The following is a 17,234-nucleotide window of genomic DNA, read 5'->3' as shown; positions in this document are numbered from 1 at the left end:
CTGACCTGAATCTCGACACGCCCTCGGCGCCTCAGAAAATCAAATCTTCGCGTCGTGCGGCAGCGGCGCTGTCGCCTTCTCCAGCCAGGCCAGCGTTTCGCCGTCGAGCATCGGGCCGATCTCGGTCAGCACGCGCGCATGGTACGTGTCCAGCCAGTGTAACTCGTCGCGCGTCAGGAGGTCCGACTGCACCAGTCTTGTGTCGATCGGCGCCAGCGTCAGCGTCTCGAAGCCGTGCATGGCGATGTCGCCGCCCTCGATCTCTTGCGCCGGCGTCACCAGGATCAGGTTCTCGATGCGGATGCCGTAGGCGCCTTCCTTGTAGTAGCCCGGCTCGTTGGACAGCATCATACCTTCGAGCAGCTTTTCGGTGCCGGTGCGGGCGATACGCTGCGGCCCTTCATGCACGGCCAGATACGAGCCGACGCCATGGCCGGTGCCGTGGGCGAAGTCGCAACCGTGCTTCCACAGCGCCATGCGCGCGACGGCATCGATCTCGGAGCCGCGCGTGCCGGCGGGAAAGCGCAAGGTGGAAATGCCGATCATGCCTTTCAGCACCAGGGTGAAGCGTTCGCGCATCTCCTGCGTCGGCTGTCCGATCGGCACGGTGCGCGTGATGTCGGTAGTGCCGTCCTGATACTGCGCGCCGGAATCGAGCAGGAACAACTCGCCGGCTTGCAGCTTGCGGCTGGTGGCGCGCGATACGCGATAATGCATGATGGCGCCGTTCGGGCCGGCGCCCGAAATGGTGTCGAAGGAGACATCGCGCAGCGGCATCTGCGTTTCCTCGCCGGTCTGCCGGCGCTGTTCCTCCAGCCGGGTGACCACCGATATCTCATCGAGCGATCCGGGTTTTTGCCGCTCCAGCCAGCACAGAAGCTTCGCCACGGCCGCACCGTCACGCCGATGCGCGGCGCGCGAGCCGTTGATCTCGGCCTGGTTCTTGGTGGCGCGCGGGATGCGGGCGGGGTCCGCTGCTGCAACGACGACGCCTCCATTGGCCTCGACCAGCATGCGCAGCCTGTCGGCCGCCAGCACCGGGTCAAGCGCGATTTTCGCGCCACTCTTGGCAAGCGATGTGATCGCCGCTTCGAATTCGCCGGACCCATGCGGCTCGGCGAGTTGGGTGAGATAGGCCGCGACCTGGCGCGAGAATTTGCGCTTATCCATGAAAAGCTGGTGCGACCCATCGGCGGCAAGAATGGCGAAGCCGAGCGCCAGCGGCGTGTGCGGCACGTCGCCGCCGCGGATGTTGAAGGCCCAGGCGATGGAGGAGGAGTCGGTCAGCACGGCATGGGTGGCGCCGTCCTTTGCGATCGCCGCCGCCAGCCGCGCCAGCTTGTCCTTGGCGAGCTCGCCGGCAAAGCCGATCGGGTGAAGCTCGACGGGAGCCACCGGCGCGTCGGGCTGATCCTTCCAGATGATGTCGATCGGGTTCTTGTCGAGCGGCACCAGCACCGCACCTGATTTGTCGGCCGAGGCCTGCAGCGCCTTGACCTCGCTGATCGTGTGCAGCCATGGATCGAAGCCGAGCCGTGCGCCCTTGCCAAGATTGTCTTTCAGCCAGACAGCCGGGGGATTGTCGACCAGGCTTTCGATCGAAAAGACGTCGAGGTCGACCTCGCTGCGCACCTGCAGCGTGTAGCGCCCGTCGACAAAGACGAAGGCGCGGTCGCGCAGGACGATGGCGACACCGGCCGAGCCGCTGAAGCCGGTCAGCCATTTCAGCCGCGCCGAGCGGTCGGCGACATATTCGCCCTGATGCTCGTCGGCACGCGGCACGATGAAGCCGTCCAGCCCGTTGGCTTCAAGCCATTGGCGCAGCAACGCCACACGCGGTTTGCCGACGGCCGGGTCGCCCGCGGAATCGAAGGTCTGGAACATTGTGGGCCTCCTGCGGTCAGCGCAACCGTAGCGTAAGGTCGCGGAAATCGGAATCGATTTCCGGCTGGGCGCAACCTGCTACAGCATCGCTTGGCTGACAACCGGTGGAACTTGGTCCAAGCTCGGTCGTTGCCGGCCTGCATGCCTCAATGCTTCAGATGGATCGTCACCCAGCCTTCGCGGTGCAAGGTGCGCACGTGGCGAAAATTCTGGCCGACATAGGCCGAGATGACGGCGTCCCGCTGGCGCTCGAGGATACCCGACAGCACGATCGAACCACCAAGTGCGATGTGACCAGCCATTTGCGGCGCCAGCCGCATCAGCGGCCGTGCCAATATGTTGGCGACGATGAGATCGAAGGGCGCGCGCTTGCCGAAGATCGGATGGTGAAAACCAGGCGCGGTTGCTGTTTCCACCAGTGCCTTGACGTGGTTGAGCCGCGCATTGGCGGCAGCCACCCGCACCGCCACCGGATCGATGTCGGTGGCCAGCACAGGAATATGCGCCAGCTTGGCGACGGCGATCGCCAGCACCGCACTGCCGGTGCCGAGGTCGAGCGCATTGCGCGGATGCTCGCGCCGAACCACTCTTTCCAGCATTTCCAAGCAGCCGACTGTGGTGCCGTGGTGACCGGTGCCGAAGGCGAGGCCGGCCTCGATCTCGATGGCGAGTTCGCCGCTGTGGCGTTTCCTGCGGTCATGCGCGCCGTGGACGAAGAAACGGCCGGCACGCACCGGCTTCAGCTCTTCCAGAGAATGCGCCACCCAGTCGATGTCGGGCAGGGCCTCGCGCTCGATCGGGTTCGACAGGGAAAGGCCGGCAAGGATGTCCTTCAAGCGGGTCTCGACCGCATCGACGTCGCCATCGGCATAGAGCGACACTTCGTGGATGTCCTTGTCCTCGTCGACCTCCAGGACGGCGATAGGCAGCCCTTCTTCCTCGAAGGCCGCCTCGAGCGCCGCGAAAATGCTGACGGACTCGGTCTTTCCGGTGGTGAAGTAAAGGCGCGTCTGGGTCATGAAATGGTAATCAGCCTTTCGCCGCCAGCCGCTTCAGCTTGGCGATGGCCGTATCGGCGCTTTCGCCGTAGGCGATGGTGCCGGCAAAGTCGCCATTGGCGTTGAGCAGCAGCACCGAGGCGGTGTGGTCCATCGTGTAGTCGCCGTCGCCGGTGTCGACCTTCTTCCAGTAGATGCCGAACGACTTGGCCATGGCATGGACCTTGTCCGGAGCGCCCGTGATGCCGACGATGCGGTCGGAGAAATTGCTGACATAGGCGTTCATCACTTCCGGCGTGTCGCGCTCGGGATCGACCGAGACGAAATAGGCGTGCAGGTTCTTGCCGTCGTCGCCGAGCGTCTTCAGCCAGCCGGCCAGTTCGAACAGCGTGGTCGGGCAGACCTCGGGGCAATGGGTGAAGCCGAAGAAGACGACGCTGGGCTGCCCCCTGAAGGCGGCTTCGGTGATCGGCGTGCCTTTCTGGTCGACCAGGGTGAAGGCGGCACCGAAAGGTTCGCCGCCATAGTGGCCGCGGTACCAGTCGAAGGTCAGCCAGCCGATGCCGGCCGCCATCAGGACGAGAATGCCGACCAGGATAGAACGCATCATCATCAAAGTCCGTCTGCAGAAATCGCCGCGCCGGCTCAATGCCGCGCCTGTGCGACAGTCTTAGCGGTTCGGCCTCGCACAGGCAAAGTGCCGCGTTGCCGCAACCGCAGTGGTGTTGACCTATCTGCTTGCAAAGCCGGGCTGCTCGCCCCACCTGTGACCGGCAACTCGAACCGCAGGAGGCTAGTTTGCGACGACTGATTGGGCGACGACTGATTGGGCGAAAACTGATCGGCGGCGCGTTGGCCGCGTGCGTTGTCCTAGGCGCCGGTGCTGCTGTCGCCGAGGAAGTCGGCAAGGTCGGCGTCGACTGGCTTGGCAACGACATCATCGTCGAGGCGATCAAGGATCTGAAAGTGGAGGGCGTGACCTGCCATGTCTCCTATTTCGATCGCGGCATCATCGATCGCCTGCACAAGGGCAACTGGTTCGAGGATCCGTCCGATTCCTCGATCTCCTGCCGCCAGACCGGTCCGATCACCATCGGTGACATCGACATGAGCGAGGGCGGCGAGGAGGTGTTCAAGCAAGGCATCAGCCTGATCTGGAAGAAGCAGGTGGTGAACCGCATCTACGACAAGCCCAATGAGACGCTGATCTATCTCTCGCATTCGCGCCAGGTGCAGAACGGCTCGGCCAAAATGTCGGTCACCACCGTGCCGCTCTACGGCCAGAACGTGGTGTGGAGCAAAGGCAAGCCGTAACAGGCGGCCCAGTTCCTTCCCGGAACTGGCCGGACGGACGAATGGTCCCGCTTGCGGGACCATTCGCTCGGCGAATCCTTGCTGGAAAGGATCTGACGGACGATTGGCCCCGCTTGCGGGACCAATCGCCTGGGGGTAAAGCCGCCGGCATGGACCGTTCCGAAAACCTCGTCCCGAAAGACCCCGAGCCACGCATCCATCCGACCGCGGAGCTGAAGGCGTGCAAGCTCGGTCGCTATGCCTCGATCGGCGAGCGAGTGGTGCTGCGCGAGGTGAATGTCGGCGACTTCTCTTATTTTGAACGCCACTGTGAAGCGATCTACACGACGATCGGGAAATTCTGCTCGATCGCCGCCAACAGCCGCATCAATGCGCTGGAGCATCCCATAGAGCGGCTGACCCAGCACAAGCTCAGCTACCGGCCGAACGAGTATTTTCGCTGGCTGGGCGTCGATGCCGCCTTCCGCGAGCGGCGGCGGGCGAAAGCGGTGACCATCGGCCATGATGTCTGGATCGGCCACGGCGCGGTGATCATGCCCGGGGTCACCATCGGCAATGGCGCAGTGGTTGGCGCCAACGCAGTGGTGACGCGTGATGTGCCTCCCTACGCGATCGTCGCCGGCGTGCCGGAGAAGGCACTCCGGCCACGCTTCGCTCCGGATATCGCGGCGCGGATCGAAGCTCTCGCCTGGTGGGACTGGCCGGTCGAAAAGCTCGCCAGAGCGGTTCCCGACATGCAGGCAATGCCGATCGAAGCGTTCCTCGATCGCTGGGAAAACGACGCCGTCTGACCAGTTCAAGTGCGTAGCGTTGAGACGGAGTCGGGCGACGCGCTTCAAGGCCCGCCGGACTGAAACCCCTTCCGCCATGCGGGGGTGGCGCAGCGGAAGGGGCTGGAGTTAAACCGCTGTGAAGCGGAAGGAACAGGCACTCTCGCCTGCAGGGTCATTGTGACATTGAACCCATAAGGCGTGTTTTCCAGGCTATTCTCCCTATGCGTGTAGGCAATTGTACCTGAGGTATTTGCTTGCATCGGGAACCTGAAACGGTCGCTGGTTGTTTCTCATCGCGCCGCAGCGTCGAGGGATTCGATAGATGGAAAAGCATTTCACCAAGGTCGCCAACTGGGTCGCCCGCATAGCCGGCCTGCCGCCGACATTCGCCGTCTGTTGCCTGATCGTAACCGTCTGGGCGGTGAGCGGTCCGTTCTTCGGTTTTTCGGACACCTGGCAGCTCGTCATCAACACGGGCACGACCATCATCACCTTCCTGATGGTCTTCCTGATCCAGAACACTCAGAACCGCGACGGCGCGGCGATCCAGGCCAAACTCGACGAACTGATCCGGGTCGGCAAGGGCCACAACCACTTCATAGGCATCGAGCATCTGACCGAATCCGAAGTCGAGGAAATCCGCGCCAAATGCGAGCGTGCGGCAAAGCGGCATGACGAACAGATCGCCGACATGGCAGCGAAGAAGGTTGTGACGAGGAAGCGCGGGTCGAAAAAGCAGGCGGCCTGAAGATCAGTCCTTCATGAACGCCGCGAAACTGTCCTTGTGGTCCGGATGCCAGCGCGACAGGGCTGGGCGGTTCTCAATGATATCGCCGATCGCCCAGGCCATGCGCTTTTCATCCAGCGGGCGGGCCGCCTCATTGTCCGGGCACAGGATGTAGAAATCGCCTCTGGTCAGGGATTCCAGCATGAAATCCACAACCTGTTCGCCGGTCCAGGCGCCGGCCGGTTTTTCCGTCGCGCCCTCGGTCAGGCCGGTAAAGGTGAAGCCGGGGATCAGCAGATGGGCAGCGACATGGGCGCCGGGTTCGTTGCGTAACGCATGCGCCAGGCCCTCGGTGAAGGTTTTCACCCCTGCCTTGGAGACATTGTAGGCAAGGTTGCCGGGCGGCGTGGTGATGCCTTGCTTGGAGCCGGTGTTGACGATCAGACCCGGCCCGGCCGAGGCCAGCATTCGCGGCGCGAAGGCCTCCACGCCATGCACGACGCCCCAGAAATTGATGTCCAGCAGCCGTTTCCAGGCGTCGCGGTTTTCCCATGGCTTTCCGGGATTGTCGCCGACGCCGGCATTGTTCATCAGCAGCGACACGCCGTCGAAGGCGCCGAACGCCCTCTCGGCGAGGCGGTCCACCTCATCCGCCTTCGAAACGTCGGCGGCGACGGCAAGCACGGCATCGTCGCCGGCAATCGCAGAAACGGCGCGCGAGGCGTCGTCAAGCCGCGCGCCGCCAATGTCGGCCAGCACGATCTTCATGCCCATCAGTGCAAGCCGCTTGGCGGCCGCCAGACCGATGCCGCTGGCGGCGCCGGTGATCACGGCGGCATTGCCTGGGGCAAGCGCGGGCAGGGCGGTCTGGATCTCGGCGTCGGTGATCATGGGCGATGGGTTCCTTGTTCGATGGCGCCGAACTTAGCGCCGGAGCCGGCCGGTGCAAGCCTCTGCTCGCCTTGTCGGGTTGACCAGTGCGGTCGAGGCTGCGCATGTTGCCCTTTGCCTCCGCAAAAGAGATTTTGCCCTGGGGACAAAACAAACTTTAGCCCTGGGGGCAAACGGAGATTTCCTGATTGACGGACTGGGTTGCAATCCTGAAGGAACAGACCGCCATTGGCGACCAGATGGGCCGCGAGGTGCCGCAGATGCTGGCCAATCCCGACATCAGCGAAACGCAGGTGAAGACGCTCTTTTCCGCCTTGGAGAAACAAGCCGAGTTCGTCGAGAAGCTGCGTATGGCGCTGGAAAAGTTCGGCCATGATTTCTCGATCATCAAGGCCGCGGAACGGCTGGAGGAGCGCTATGCCGACCTTGCCGCATCGGTAGCGGAAAAACTGAAAGCGATGCGCAAGTAACGCAACTCTGGGAAAGACGTGCAACGCTTTGCCTTGAAAATGCGTGAAGACAGCTACTTTTCAATCACCCGCGCAAAGCGCGTATCCGGTACGAGCCATATCATCGCGACCAGCACATAGAGCGCGACGCCGATCCACTGGCTGACGAAGGTCAGCACGACGGCTGCGATGTAGACAGCCAGGGAGAGCTTCCCCTTGCGGTCAGTACCCAGCGCCTTGGCAAAAGCGGTATCATTGCCGTGAAGCCGATGCAGCGCGGCGGCGAGTATGGTGTAGGCGATGGCGCATAGCGCGAGGTCGGTGCCATAGACCGCGACCGGCACCGGCGCAAAGTGGTTCTCGCCCATGAAGGCTGTGGTCACCGGCATCAGCGACAGCCAGAACAGCAGATTGAGGTTGGCCCACAGCACGCGCCCGTCGACCCGCTGCACGGCGTGGAACATGTTGTGCAGGTTGTTCCAGTAGATGCCGACATTGATGAAGGACAGCACGTAGCAGAAGAAGATCGGCCACAACGGCACCAGGGCGGAGAAGTCCTCGCCGTGCGGCACTTTCAACTCAAGCACCATGATGGTGATGATGATGGCCACGACACCATCGGTGAATGCCTCGACCCTGCCTTTGCCCATGGATCCCACCTTTGCCCGCGATGAATTGTCGAAAGAGAGAGTAAACGCTAGCGGATGTTGGGGAGCCAATAAATGGCAACCGGGGAATTCCTCAACCATGTCCAAGGAAAATCCGGCATCAGTCCCGCTGGTCAGGACGATTACGGCCGCCCACCGTTGACTTTTCTTGGCTTGGCCGCTCCTCTTGCAGGGCAGTCTTGGCCGAAGCAGATGTACGGCTGGGATTCGAATGGAGGGGACTGATGAGATTTCGTTTTCTGCTTGTGGTCGCGACCATCCTGGCCGCGGTCTTCGGGACGTCGGCCGCGGCCTTCGCCTACAGCGCCCACACCTCGACCAACCTCAACGTCCGCAGCGGGCCGGGAGCGGGATACGCCAGGGTGGGAACGCTGCCCGCCGGCTTCAGGGTCAATGTCACCGGCTGCCAGCCGGGCTGGTGTAGAATCCACGGCGGCGGCGTGAGCGGCTGGGCCAGCGCCGGTTATCTCGAACGCTCCCAGATCGTTCGCCCGCCGATCATCATCGTGCGCCCGCCGCATCGGCCGCACTGGCAGCACAGGCCGCACCGTCCTCCGCACCATCGCCCGCCGCACAAGCCGCGCCCCGGCAAGTGCAAGATCGCGCCCGGCTTCCCCTGCAGGTGAGGCCGACCGGTTGAGCGATAGATGACGGATCGGAGCCGCTGGCCCCGATCCGAGCCTGTTCAGCCGGCAGATATCCCGCTCAAGCAATGTCCACGGTGCTGTCAGGAGCCTCCCTGTCGGCTGGAACGTCGTGGATGAAACCGCGTTAAATCCTCGATCCCCGAAATTGGTGACGAGGTTGGCCATGGCCATTCGCAATTTTGCGCATACGCACGAAGGAGCAGGTGGCGATGCTCTTGCAATCCCCACCGTCGCCGCGATGATTGCGGTGCTGTTTGCCGGCAGCACGGTGCTGACGCCGCTCTATATCGTGTACAAGCAGCAATTCGGCTTTTCACAAATCACCCTGACGCTGATCTACGCCGTGTATGTCGTCGGCAATCTGGCGGCATTGGTGATGTTCGGCGGGGTGTCCGATGTCGTCGGGCGCCGGCCCGCGAGCCTGGCGGCGATGCTTGTCGCCATCGTCAGTGCGCTTGTCTTCCTGTTTGCCGGAAACGTCGTCTCGCTCGACGTCGCCCGCATCCTGAGCGGGCTTGGCATCGGCGTCGGCGCGGGGACCGGAACTGCGTGGATTGCCGAGCTTCTTCCCGGCGCGGACAAGTCGCGCGCCAGTGTGATCGCCACCAGCACCAATTTCCTCGGCCTCGGCTTCGGCGCACTGATTTCGGGACTTCTGGCTGAATATGAGCCATGGCCGTTGCGGCTGATCTTCATCGTCTATCTGGCAGCACTTTTGGTGGTAACGATCCTGGTCTGGCGCACTCGCGAAACGGTGGCGAAGCCGGGCGGCCTGCGGCGGCTTTCCTTGCGGCCGCAACTTTCCGTCCCGGAGGAAATCCGTGCGCGCTTCGTCGCGCCGGCGGTGACCGGCTTCGGCGCGATGGCGCTGGTCGGGTTCTACGCCGCGTTGGCGCCGAGCATCCTGGCGCAGCAGCTGCATGTGACCAACCACGCCGTCGCCGGCGCGCTGTTCTTCGAACTGGCGATCGTCACCGCGATCAGCATTGTCGTTCTGATGCACATGAAGAGCAACAAAGCGATGCTGGCTGCGCTGGCATTGATGATGCCAAGCGTCTCGTTGGTGGTGGCGGCGCAGACACTGGCCTCGATGGCACTGATGGTTGCTGCGACGGCCTGTTGCGGCGTTGCGGCGGCGCTTGGTTACCGTGGCGGGCTGCAAGTGGTGAACGAGATCGCGCCGAAGGCTCGTCGCGCCGAAGTGGTGTCCAGCTTCTTCATCTGCTGCTTTGTCGGCAACGCCTTGCCCGTCATCGGCATCGGCATCGTTTCGACCTATGCAAGTCCTATAGCCGCCAGCCTGGCATTCGCCGGCGTGATCGTGGCGTTTGCGTTGGTGGCACTGGCTTTTGAGCTGAAACAACACGGGCGTTGAGCCCTGGAGCTGTCCAGCGGAACCGGGTTGGCTTCAGCCGTTCGGTGTTTCAGGCGAAAGATGCGCGCGTCCGCGCGGCACGCCAAGACCGGTGTCCGGCGGCTCGCCGGCGGCCGGCCTGTTCTCGATCATGTGCGTGGTGCGCCAGCGGCCGAAACGGTAGTAGGCAGCGGCCAGTATAAGCGAGCTGATTGAACCGGCCGGGAAACTCCACCACAGCGCTTCCTCGCCGATCACGCCACGCATGAAATAGGCAAAGCCGGTGCGCACGATCAGCACCGAAATGACCAGGATGATCAGCGGCGGCATCACGGCACCCGTGGCTCTTACGGTGGCAAACAGCACGATGGTTATGCCGAACAGAATGAACGACCACGAGGCGACATTGTTGATGTGGACGGCGATGTCGATCGCCGCGCTGTCGCTGCTCAGGAACAGGCTCAGCACCGAACGGTCGAAAACCGACAGCACGGCAACCAGCGCGCCGGTCAGGACCAGGTTGAAGCCTACACCGGAGGCGGCGATGCGGCCGATCCGGTCCCAGCGCCCGGCGCCGACATTTTGCGCCGCCATCGAGGACACCGCGGCGCCGATGGCGAGCGCCGGCATCTGGATATAGGTCCACAGCTGGGCGGCGATGCCGTAAGCGGCGGCGACCTGCGAGCCGTTGGAGTTGACCATGCCCATCACTGTCAATGCAGCCGCCGAGATGACAATCATCTGCAGACCCATCGGCACGCCCTTGAAGACGACGATGCGAAGCAAGGTGGGATCGGGCCGCAGCAGAGCGAGGTTGGCGCCGGCCAGCCGCAGCGGATGCTTGCGCACATAGAGCACGATCAGGATGGCGATCACGCTTACCGTCTGGCCGATCAGCGTCGACGTGGCGGAGCCTGCGATACCGAGCTCGGGAAACGGCCCGATGCCGGCGATGAGCAATGGGTTGAGCACGATGTCGAGGGCGACGGCCAGCGCCATGAAGAAGAAGGGCGTGCGTGAATCGCCGGCACCGCGCAGCACGGTCATGACGAAGGACAGAAGGTTCATCATCGGCACGGCGACGAAGATGATGCGCAGATAGGAGCGCGCCAGCGGCAAGGCATCGGCCGGTGTGCCGAGCGTGTTGAGAATGGCGTCGACCCAGATCCAGCCGCAGACCGCGAAGACAACCGAGACGAGGAAGAAGAACGTCGCGCTGGTGCCGACGATGCGGCGCGCCTCGGGCAGGTCGCGGGCACCGACCGACTGGGCCACCAGGATGGTGGCCGCCATGCCGATGCCGAACACAGTGCCGAGGATCAGGAACAGGACGAGGTTGGCGTTGGAGGTGGCGGTCAGCGCCGATTCGCCGAGGAAACGGCCGACCCAGACGGCGTTGATCGAACCGTTGAGCGACTGCAGCACGTTGGAGCCGAGCACCGGCAGGGCGAACAGCAGAAGCGTGCGCGGGATCGGGCCGCTGGTCAGGTCGCCGGTGCGCCGGCGCGCGGGCATTTTTTCGTCCATGGCGGGCAGCTCGGCGGATGGTGATTTGGATCCAGTCCACGATGATATCGCAGGCGGGACCGAGATGCACCCTTGCGAACGCGCCGCACGGTTGAAAGGCCGCTGCCCCGTTCATGCCCAGCCGCGAGCCCCAGCGGACGCGCCAAGCGCGCCCGCCCGGGCAGTGGTGGTTACTTCTTGGTCAGACCCGGCAGCGTGACCTGATAGACCAGGAACATGGTGTCGACATTGGCGCCGTCTTCGGCCTTGTAGGGCGCGCCGACCTGAAAACCGTCCTGGGCGAGGAAGTCGTTGTCGTTGGCGACGAACAGGAAGTAGTCGTCGGGCAGCTTCGGATCCAGAACGCTGACCACTGACATCGCCTCCCACTTCTCGGACAGGTTATCCTGGTCGTTGGGCGCGCCATTGTGCAGGCCGAAGCGGCCGAGCTCGGCACTGTCGTTGATGTCGATGAATGGCGTCAGCTTGGCCGGTGTCACCGATGGGTCGACGACGCCCTTGGGGGCGACCGGCTTGTCAGCGGCGTCGAAGGCGCCGCCGGCGATGTCGGTCGCGGCCGAGACGTCGACGACGAAGATCTGGCGCACAAGCGAGGTGTCGCCCTTCAGCCCCTGGCCGTTGCCGCTGTCGCGCGCCAGCATCAGGAAGGTCTGATCCGACAGTGCCACGATCTCGCTCTGCGCGGCGACCTTGGTCTTGCCCTTGGCATCCTTGAACACCGGCAGCGGCACGACATACTCATGCGCCAGCTTGAGATGGCCGAGGTCGGATGCGTCGTAGACCAGGGCGCGGGTGTTCTGGCGCGTGGCGGGCGAATCGCCGCCGTCCTGCCGGGGCGCCGACTGCAGCACGGCGATCAGGAACTTGCCGTCTGGCGTCATTGCCATGCCTTCGAGGCCTTGGTTGTTCTGGCGGCCGGTTTCGGGATCCTTCGGATCGGGCTCGGCGGCACCGGGTCCCGGATTGTCCGAGGCGAAGTTCGGCGTGCCGTGGCGCATCGGCACGAGGGCGGCCGGTGGCTGGGTTGCCGACAGCAGATGCCCGTCGGCGGAAAACCGATAGATGTTCGGGCCGTATTCGTCGGAGATGAACATCGAACCATCGGGCAGCCGCACGATCGCCTCGTTGTCGAGCGCCAGCTTGCCATTGTCGGCTTGCGGCAGGATCGGCATGTCGCCGCTTGCCGCGCGCACGCCGTTGAGCGGATCGAGGCCTGTGGCATCAGCCCCCTTGTCGTCGGTAAGAAGCATGGTGTCGGCGAGCGTTGCCTTGACGCCGGTCTGCCGCTGGCCGGCAGCAGGTGCCGCATCTGGTGCCACCGGGGTAAACTCGATGCCGATGGTGTTGAGGCGCGGCCGGTAGTCGGTGGTACCGACGACATTGTAGCCGCGATCCGGCAGCAGCCAGAGCGAACCTTTGTAGCCAGCGGCCTCATGCGTCCAGCCTGATGTGTCGATCGACATGCCGGAGCCCGAACCAAACGTCTCGCCGAACTTGTCGCGCTGAGCGGCCGGGATGCGACCGACGCCGACCAGCCCTTTGTTGACAAAGCTCGTGCCGCCGACGGTCGCGGTGCTGTCGGCGAGGGCCGGCGTCAAGGCGGTGAACAAGGCCAGCGCGACGCCGAGCGACGCGGTTCGATACAGGTGTTTCATGGATAATCCTCTTTGTGCCGGATGTGCCGCGGGACGAAAAAACTGAAAGAGGCGCGACATCGATGATGCCGCGCAGGCCTCCCCGAAACGCGGTCTACGGCGCGAACATGATGCTTGCGTGACAGCGCGCAGTGCATGCCGGCGGTCTTCTTCACGTGCCGATAGAAACGTGCGCCTGGCGGAAGATCATTCCGTCAGTCTCAGACCGGCAAAAAAAGCCGCGCGCGCTGGTCCTGGACACTTATGTCTAGTGGGTATATAGTCCGGCCTTCGGACCAACCGTGGAGGGGAAGCCTTGAAGTCGCACTACCGCGCAGTCGTCATCGGGGGTGGCGTGGTGGGAGCCTCGGTGCTCTACCATTTGACGCGGTTCGGCTGGAGCGATGTGGCGCTGATCGAGCGCGCCGAACTGACGGCCGGTTCGACGTGGCACGCGGCGGCGGGCTTCCATGCGCTCAACGCGGATCCCAACGTGGCGGCGCTGCAGGACTACACCATCAATCTCTACCGGGAGATCGAGGCCGAATCCGGCTGGGATATCGGCCTGCACATGACGGGCGGCGTCAACATCGCCAGCGATCCCGCGCGCTGGGAGTGGCTGAAATCAGCTTGGGCGGTGTTCCAGTCGGTAGGCATCGAGACCGCGCGCCTCGTCACGCCCGACGAGATCAAGGCGATCTGCCCGATCGTCGACGTCTCCGGCGTGCTTGGCGGTCTGCATGATTCCAACGAAGGCCATCTCGACCCGTACGGTACGACGCACGCCTATGCCGGCGCTGCAAAAAAGCGCGGCGCCGACATCATACTGCGCAACCGGGTGGTCGAGTTGAAGCCGCGCGCCGACGGTCGCTGGGATGTCGTCACGGAGCAGGGCACCATCATCGCCGAGCATGTCGTCAATGCCGGCGGGCTGTGGGCAAAGCAGCTCGGTCGCATGGCCGGCGTCGACCTGCCGGTGACGCCGATGGAGCACCATTATTTCATCACTGAGGACATTCCCGAGATCGCGGCGCTGGACAAGGAAATCGGCATCGCCGTCGATCTCGACGGCTTTTCGTATCTCCGGCAGGAGCGCAAGGGCGTGCTGCTGGGCGTTTACGAGCAGAACCCGAAGCACTGGAAAATGGATGGCGCGCCATGGGACTACGGCATCGAACTGATCCCGGAAGACATCGATCGCATCAGCCCGGAACTCGCCAAGGCGCATGAGCGCTTCCCTTGCTTGGCGACGGCCGGCATCCGCAAATGGGTCAACGGCGCCTTCACCTTCACGCCGGACGGCAATCCGATTGTCGGGCCGGTGCGCGGGCTGAAGAATTACTGGGTCGCCTGCGGCGTCATGGCCGGTTTCAGCCAGGGCGGCGGCGTCGGCAAGTCGCTGGCCGAATGGATGATTTTCGGCGAACCGCAGGCCGACATCTTTGGCATGGACATTGCCCGCTACGGCGCCTTCGCCGCCAACCGGGAATATCTCAAGCAGACGACACGCCAGTTCTATTCGCGCCGCTTCGTCATGACCTTTCCCAATGAGCGGCTGCCCGCCGGCCGGCCGCTGAAACGCCCCGGCGCCTATGACGGCATGACGGCCGCGGGATGCGAATGGACAGCGTCGTGGGGGCTGGAAATCCCGGCCTATTTCGCGCCGATGGGATTTGCCGAGAACACGACGCTGCGGCGCTCCAACGCCTTCGACATCGTCGGCGACGAGGCGCTGCAGGTGCGGCGCGCCGCCGGTCTCGTCGATATCTCGGCCTATTCGCGCTATGCGGTGGCGGGGCCAAGTGCGGAAGCCTGGCTCGACCGGCTGCTCGCCTGCAGGCTGCCGAAGCCGGGGCGGGCCGGCCTGGCGCCGATGCTCGGTCATGACGGACGGCTGAAGGGCGACCTCACCGTCTTCAACTGGGGCGGCGGCAGCTATTGGCTGATGGGCTCCTACTATCTCCGGGAATTCCACATGCGCTGGTTCGAGAGCCATGCGGCTGAAGGCGTCACCGTCGACGACCTCTCCGACACGATGAGCGGCTTTCTGCTGACGGGGCCGAACGCGCGCAAAATACTGGAGCGAACGACGCATCAGGATGTTTCCGGCGCAGCGCTGCCGTTCATGGCCTGCGGCGCATTTGATATCGGCATGGTGCAGGCACGTGTTGCGCGGCTGTCGATATCAGGCGAACTCGGCTTCGAAATCAGTTGCCCCGTGACCATGCATGCCACTCTGCGCGACACGCTGCTGGGCGCTGGCGAGGATCTGGGCCTTGCCGAAATCGGCTACTATGCGCTCAATGCGCTGCGGCTGGAGAAGAGCTTTGGCATCTGGTCGCGCGAATTCACGCAAGGCTACACGCCGGGCCAGACCGGTCTCGACCGGTTCATCGCTTTCGGCAAGAGCGACTTCATCGGCCGCGAAGCGGCGTTGAAGGAGCGCGACGCCGGTGCCTCGCAGCGGATCGTGACGCTGGAGATCGACGCTATTGATGCCGATGCCAGCGGTTTCGAGCCAGTCTGGCATGACAGTCGGCGCGTCGGTTTCGTCACCTCGGGCGGATTTGGTTACACGATCGGCAAGAGCGTCGCACTGGCGTTGGTGGACGACGATTTTGCCGAGGAGGGGACGGCGCTTTCGGTGCACATTGTAGGCGTCGAGCGGCCGGCACGCGTCATCGCGGCCTCGCCCTACGATCCCGAGGGCAAGGCGATGCGGCAATGAGGAGAATACACCATGGTCGATGACGCGGCACGGGACAGCAGGCGCGAGCGCCGGCGTGGACGCACGGGCGAGGCAGGCAGCGAAAGCAGCCGCCGGCCCAATTACCATTCGCTGAAGAATCCGTTCCTGCCGCAGCCGATCTTCTCGGATGATCAGGTCGCCGCCATCCATGACACGGCGTTGCGCGTGCTGGAAGAGCTCGGCATCAAGGTGCTGCTGCCGCAGGCGCGTGAGCTTTTCGCCAATGCCGGCGCCCTGGTCGATCCGGACACCGACATGGTGCGCATCGGTCGCGACATGGTGACGGCGGCACTGGCCTCGGCGCCGAACTCGATCCACGCCCATGCCGGTTCCCGCGCGCGCGATTTGACGCTCGAACTTGGCTCGATGGCGTTCCTGGCCGGGAGCGGAGCACCGAACGTCACCGATCTCGAGCGCGGCCGGCGGCCGGGAACACTGGCGGATTTCGAGGATCTCATGCGGCTGGTGCAGCATTTCGACGTGCTGCATATGCTGGGGCCCTGCATCGAACCGCAGGATGTCGACAACCGCTTTCGGCACTATGCCGTCAACCGCGCGCAGCTGACGCTGTCGGACAAGTTTCCATTCGTCTTCGCGCGCGGTACGCCGCAGGTCGAGGACGGGTTCGAGATGCTGCGGCTGGCGCGCGGCCTGTCGCAGGACGAGTTTCTGGCAAATGCATATTGCTACACCGTCATCAACACCAACTCGCCGCGCCAGCTCGACATCCCGATGGCGCAAGGCATCATCGATTTCGCCCGCGCGGGCCAAATCTCCGTCATCACGCCGTTCTGCCTGGCAGGCGCCATGGCGCCGATCACGGTGGCCGGCGCGTTGACGCTGCAGCACGCCGAAGCGCTGGCCGGGCTGACGCTAGCGCAGATCGTGCGGCCGGGTGCGCCGGTCGTCTATGGTTCGTTCTCCTCCAATGTCGACATGAAATCCGGCGCGCCAGCCTTCGGTACGCCCGAGCATGTCAAGGCGACGCTGGGCGCCGGTCAGCTGGCGCGCTTCACCGGGCTGCCGTGGCGGTCCGGCGGCGGCAGTGCGGCCAACATCTCCGACGCGCAGGCCGCGCACGAGACGCAGTTCGCGCTGTGGGGTTCGGTGCTGGCCGGGGCGACGATGTGCATCCATGCCGCCGGCTGGCTGGAGGGGGGCTTAAGCGTTTCCTTCGAAAAGCTGGTCACCGACATCGAGGCTTTGCAGACAGTGGCCGAGCTCTGTGCCCCGACGCCTGGCGACAGCGATTCCATCGGTTTCGAAGCGATCGCCGAGGTGCAGCCGGGCGGCCACTTCTTCTCGGCCGGCCACACCATGGCGCGCTACCGCACCGCCTTCTACGAACCGCTGGTGGCCGACTGGTCGAATTTCGGCAACTGGACGCAGAGCGGCTCGAAGACGGCGAGCGAGCGCGCCACCGGTGTCTGGAGGCGGGTGCTTTCCGATTTCGCGCCGCCGGCAACGGCTGCCGCCACCGCCGGCGTGCTGGATGAGTTTATCGCGCGGCGCACGGCAGAGGGCGGAGCGGCGCCGGTATCTTAAGACTTGCTCTCGCTGATCGCCCTCATTGTGGCGCGATCCGGAACCTGCAGCGCCTCCCGCGCATTCAAGGTTGC

The 17,234-nt window shown here is 64.1% G+C and carries 15 protein-coding genes; 8 read left to right on the top strand and 7 right to left on the bottom strand.

Features of this window, described 5'->3' with window-relative positions:
• Positions 1-39 precede the first annotated feature (39 nt).
• From NKJ04_RS09285 to NKJ04_RS09275, 3 genes are all read right to left on the bottom strand, one after another.
• Positions 40-1,884, bottom strand: coding sequence for an aminopeptidase P family protein (locus NKJ04_RS09285; protein WP_352674462.1), 1,845 nt, complete (start codon positions 1,882-1,884; stop codon positions 40-42).
• A gap of 146 nt (positions 1,885-2,030) precedes the next feature.
• Positions 2,031-2,903 carry a 50S ribosomal protein L11 methyltransferase gene (locus tag NKJ04_RS09280; protein WP_352674460.1) on the bottom strand — a complete coding sequence of 291 codons (873 nt, stop codon included), beginning with the start codon at positions 2,901-2,903 and terminating at the stop codon, positions 2,031-2,033.
• A 10-nt stretch (positions 2,904-2,913) separates the two neighbouring features.
• Complete coding sequence (locus NKJ04_RS09275; protein WP_128303538.1) at positions 2,914-3,492, bottom strand: SCO family protein; 579 nt, start codon at positions 3,490-3,492, stop codon at positions 2,914-2,916.
• Positions 3,493-3,680: 188 nt separating this feature from the next.
• Between NKJ04_RS09275 and NKJ04_RS09270 the strand changes: the two genes are divergently transcribed.
• The 3 genes from NKJ04_RS09270 (at position 3,681) to NKJ04_RS09260 (ending at position 5,717) form a co-directional block, all read left to right on the top strand.
• Positions 3,681-4,196, top strand: coding sequence for a CreA family protein (locus NKJ04_RS09270; protein ID WP_352674458.1), 516 nt, complete (start codon positions 3,681-3,683; stop codon positions 4,194-4,196).
• A gap of 149 nt (positions 4,197-4,345) precedes the next feature.
• Complete coding sequence (locus tag NKJ04_RS09265; RefSeq protein ID WP_352674456.1) at positions 4,346-4,987, top strand: transferase hexapeptide repeat family protein; 642 nt, start codon at positions 4,346-4,348, stop codon at positions 4,985-4,987.
• A 304-nt stretch (positions 4,988-5,291) separates the two neighbouring features.
• Positions 5,292-5,717: a low affinity iron permease family protein gene (locus NKJ04_RS09260; RefSeq protein WP_352674454.1), complete on the top strand. Its 426-nt coding sequence runs from the start codon at positions 5,292-5,294 to the stop codon at positions 5,715-5,717.
• Between the two features lie 3 nt (positions 5,718-5,720).
• On the opposite strand, the gene NKJ04_RS09255 is transcribed toward NKJ04_RS09260, so the two are convergent.
• A complete protein-coding gene (locus NKJ04_RS09255; RefSeq protein WP_128303508.1) occupies positions 5,721-6,587 on the bottom strand; it encodes an SDR family NAD(P)-dependent oxidoreductase in 867 nt (288 codons plus the stop codon).
• 188 nt (positions 6,588-6,775) lie between these two features.
• On the opposite strand from NKJ04_RS09255, the gene NKJ04_RS09250 reads away from it, so the two are divergent.
• The gene (locus NKJ04_RS09250; RefSeq protein WP_023813121.1) at positions 6,776-7,057 is read left to right on the top strand and encodes a hypothetical protein; all 282 of its coding nucleotides are present in this window, start codon (positions 6,776-6,778) and stop codon (positions 7,055-7,057) included.
• Between the two features lie 53 nt (positions 7,058-7,110).
• Here the strand turns inward: NKJ04_RS09250 and NKJ04_RS09245 are convergent, their stop codons facing one another.
• Positions 7,111-7,686, bottom strand: coding sequence for a TMEM175 family protein (locus NKJ04_RS09245; RefSeq protein WP_127293041.1), 576 nt, complete (start codon positions 7,684-7,686; stop codon positions 7,111-7,113).
• Positions 7,687-7,928: 242 nt separating this feature from the next.
• Between NKJ04_RS09245 and NKJ04_RS09240 the strand changes: the two genes are divergently transcribed.
• Both NKJ04_RS09240 and NKJ04_RS09235 read left to right on the top strand, forming a co-directional pair.
• A complete protein-coding gene (locus NKJ04_RS09240) occupies positions 7,929-8,330 on the top strand; it encodes an SH3 domain-containing protein (RefSeq protein ID WP_023813119.1) in 402 nt (133 codons plus the stop codon).
• A 184-nt stretch (positions 8,331-8,514) separates the two neighbouring features.
• Complete coding sequence (locus NKJ04_RS09235) at positions 8,515-9,726, top strand: MFS transporter (RefSeq protein WP_352674452.1); 1,212 nt, start codon at positions 8,515-8,517, stop codon at positions 9,724-9,726.
• A 33-nt stretch (positions 9,727-9,759) separates the two neighbouring features.
• On the opposite strand, the gene NKJ04_RS09230 is transcribed toward NKJ04_RS09235, so the two are convergent.
• Complete coding sequence (locus NKJ04_RS09230) at positions 9,760-11,232, bottom strand: MATE family efflux transporter (RefSeq protein ID WP_502897894.1); 1,473 nt, start codon at positions 11,230-11,232, stop codon at positions 9,760-9,762.
• 170 nt (positions 11,233-11,402) lie between these two features.
• Positions 11,403-12,887, bottom strand: coding sequence for an esterase-like activity of phytase family protein (locus NKJ04_RS09225; protein ID WP_352674449.1), 1,485 nt, complete (start codon positions 12,885-12,887; stop codon positions 11,403-11,405).
• Between the two features lie 295 nt (positions 12,888-13,182).
• Between NKJ04_RS09225 and NKJ04_RS09220 the strand changes: the two genes are divergently transcribed.
• On the top strand, positions 13,183-15,594 hold the full coding sequence (locus NKJ04_RS09220; RefSeq protein WP_352674447.1) for a GcvT family protein: 2,412 nt from the start codon (positions 13,183-13,185) through the stop codon (positions 15,592-15,594).
• A gap of 12 nt (positions 15,595-15,606) precedes the next feature.
• Positions 15,607-17,160, top strand: a complete 1,554-nt coding sequence (locus tag NKJ04_RS09215; RefSeq protein ID WP_352674445.1) for a trimethylamine methyltransferase family protein — start codon at positions 15,607-15,609, stop codon at positions 17,158-17,160.
• Positions 17,161-17,234: the final 74 nt, after the last annotated feature.

Origin of the sequence: Mesorhizobium sp. M0618 (assembly GCF_040320765.1) — a bacterium.
Classification (GTDB): Bacteria; Pseudomonadota; Alphaproteobacteria; order Rhizobiales; family Rhizobiaceae; genus Mesorhizobium.
This window is presented reverse-complemented; position numbering and strand designations above follow the sequence as displayed.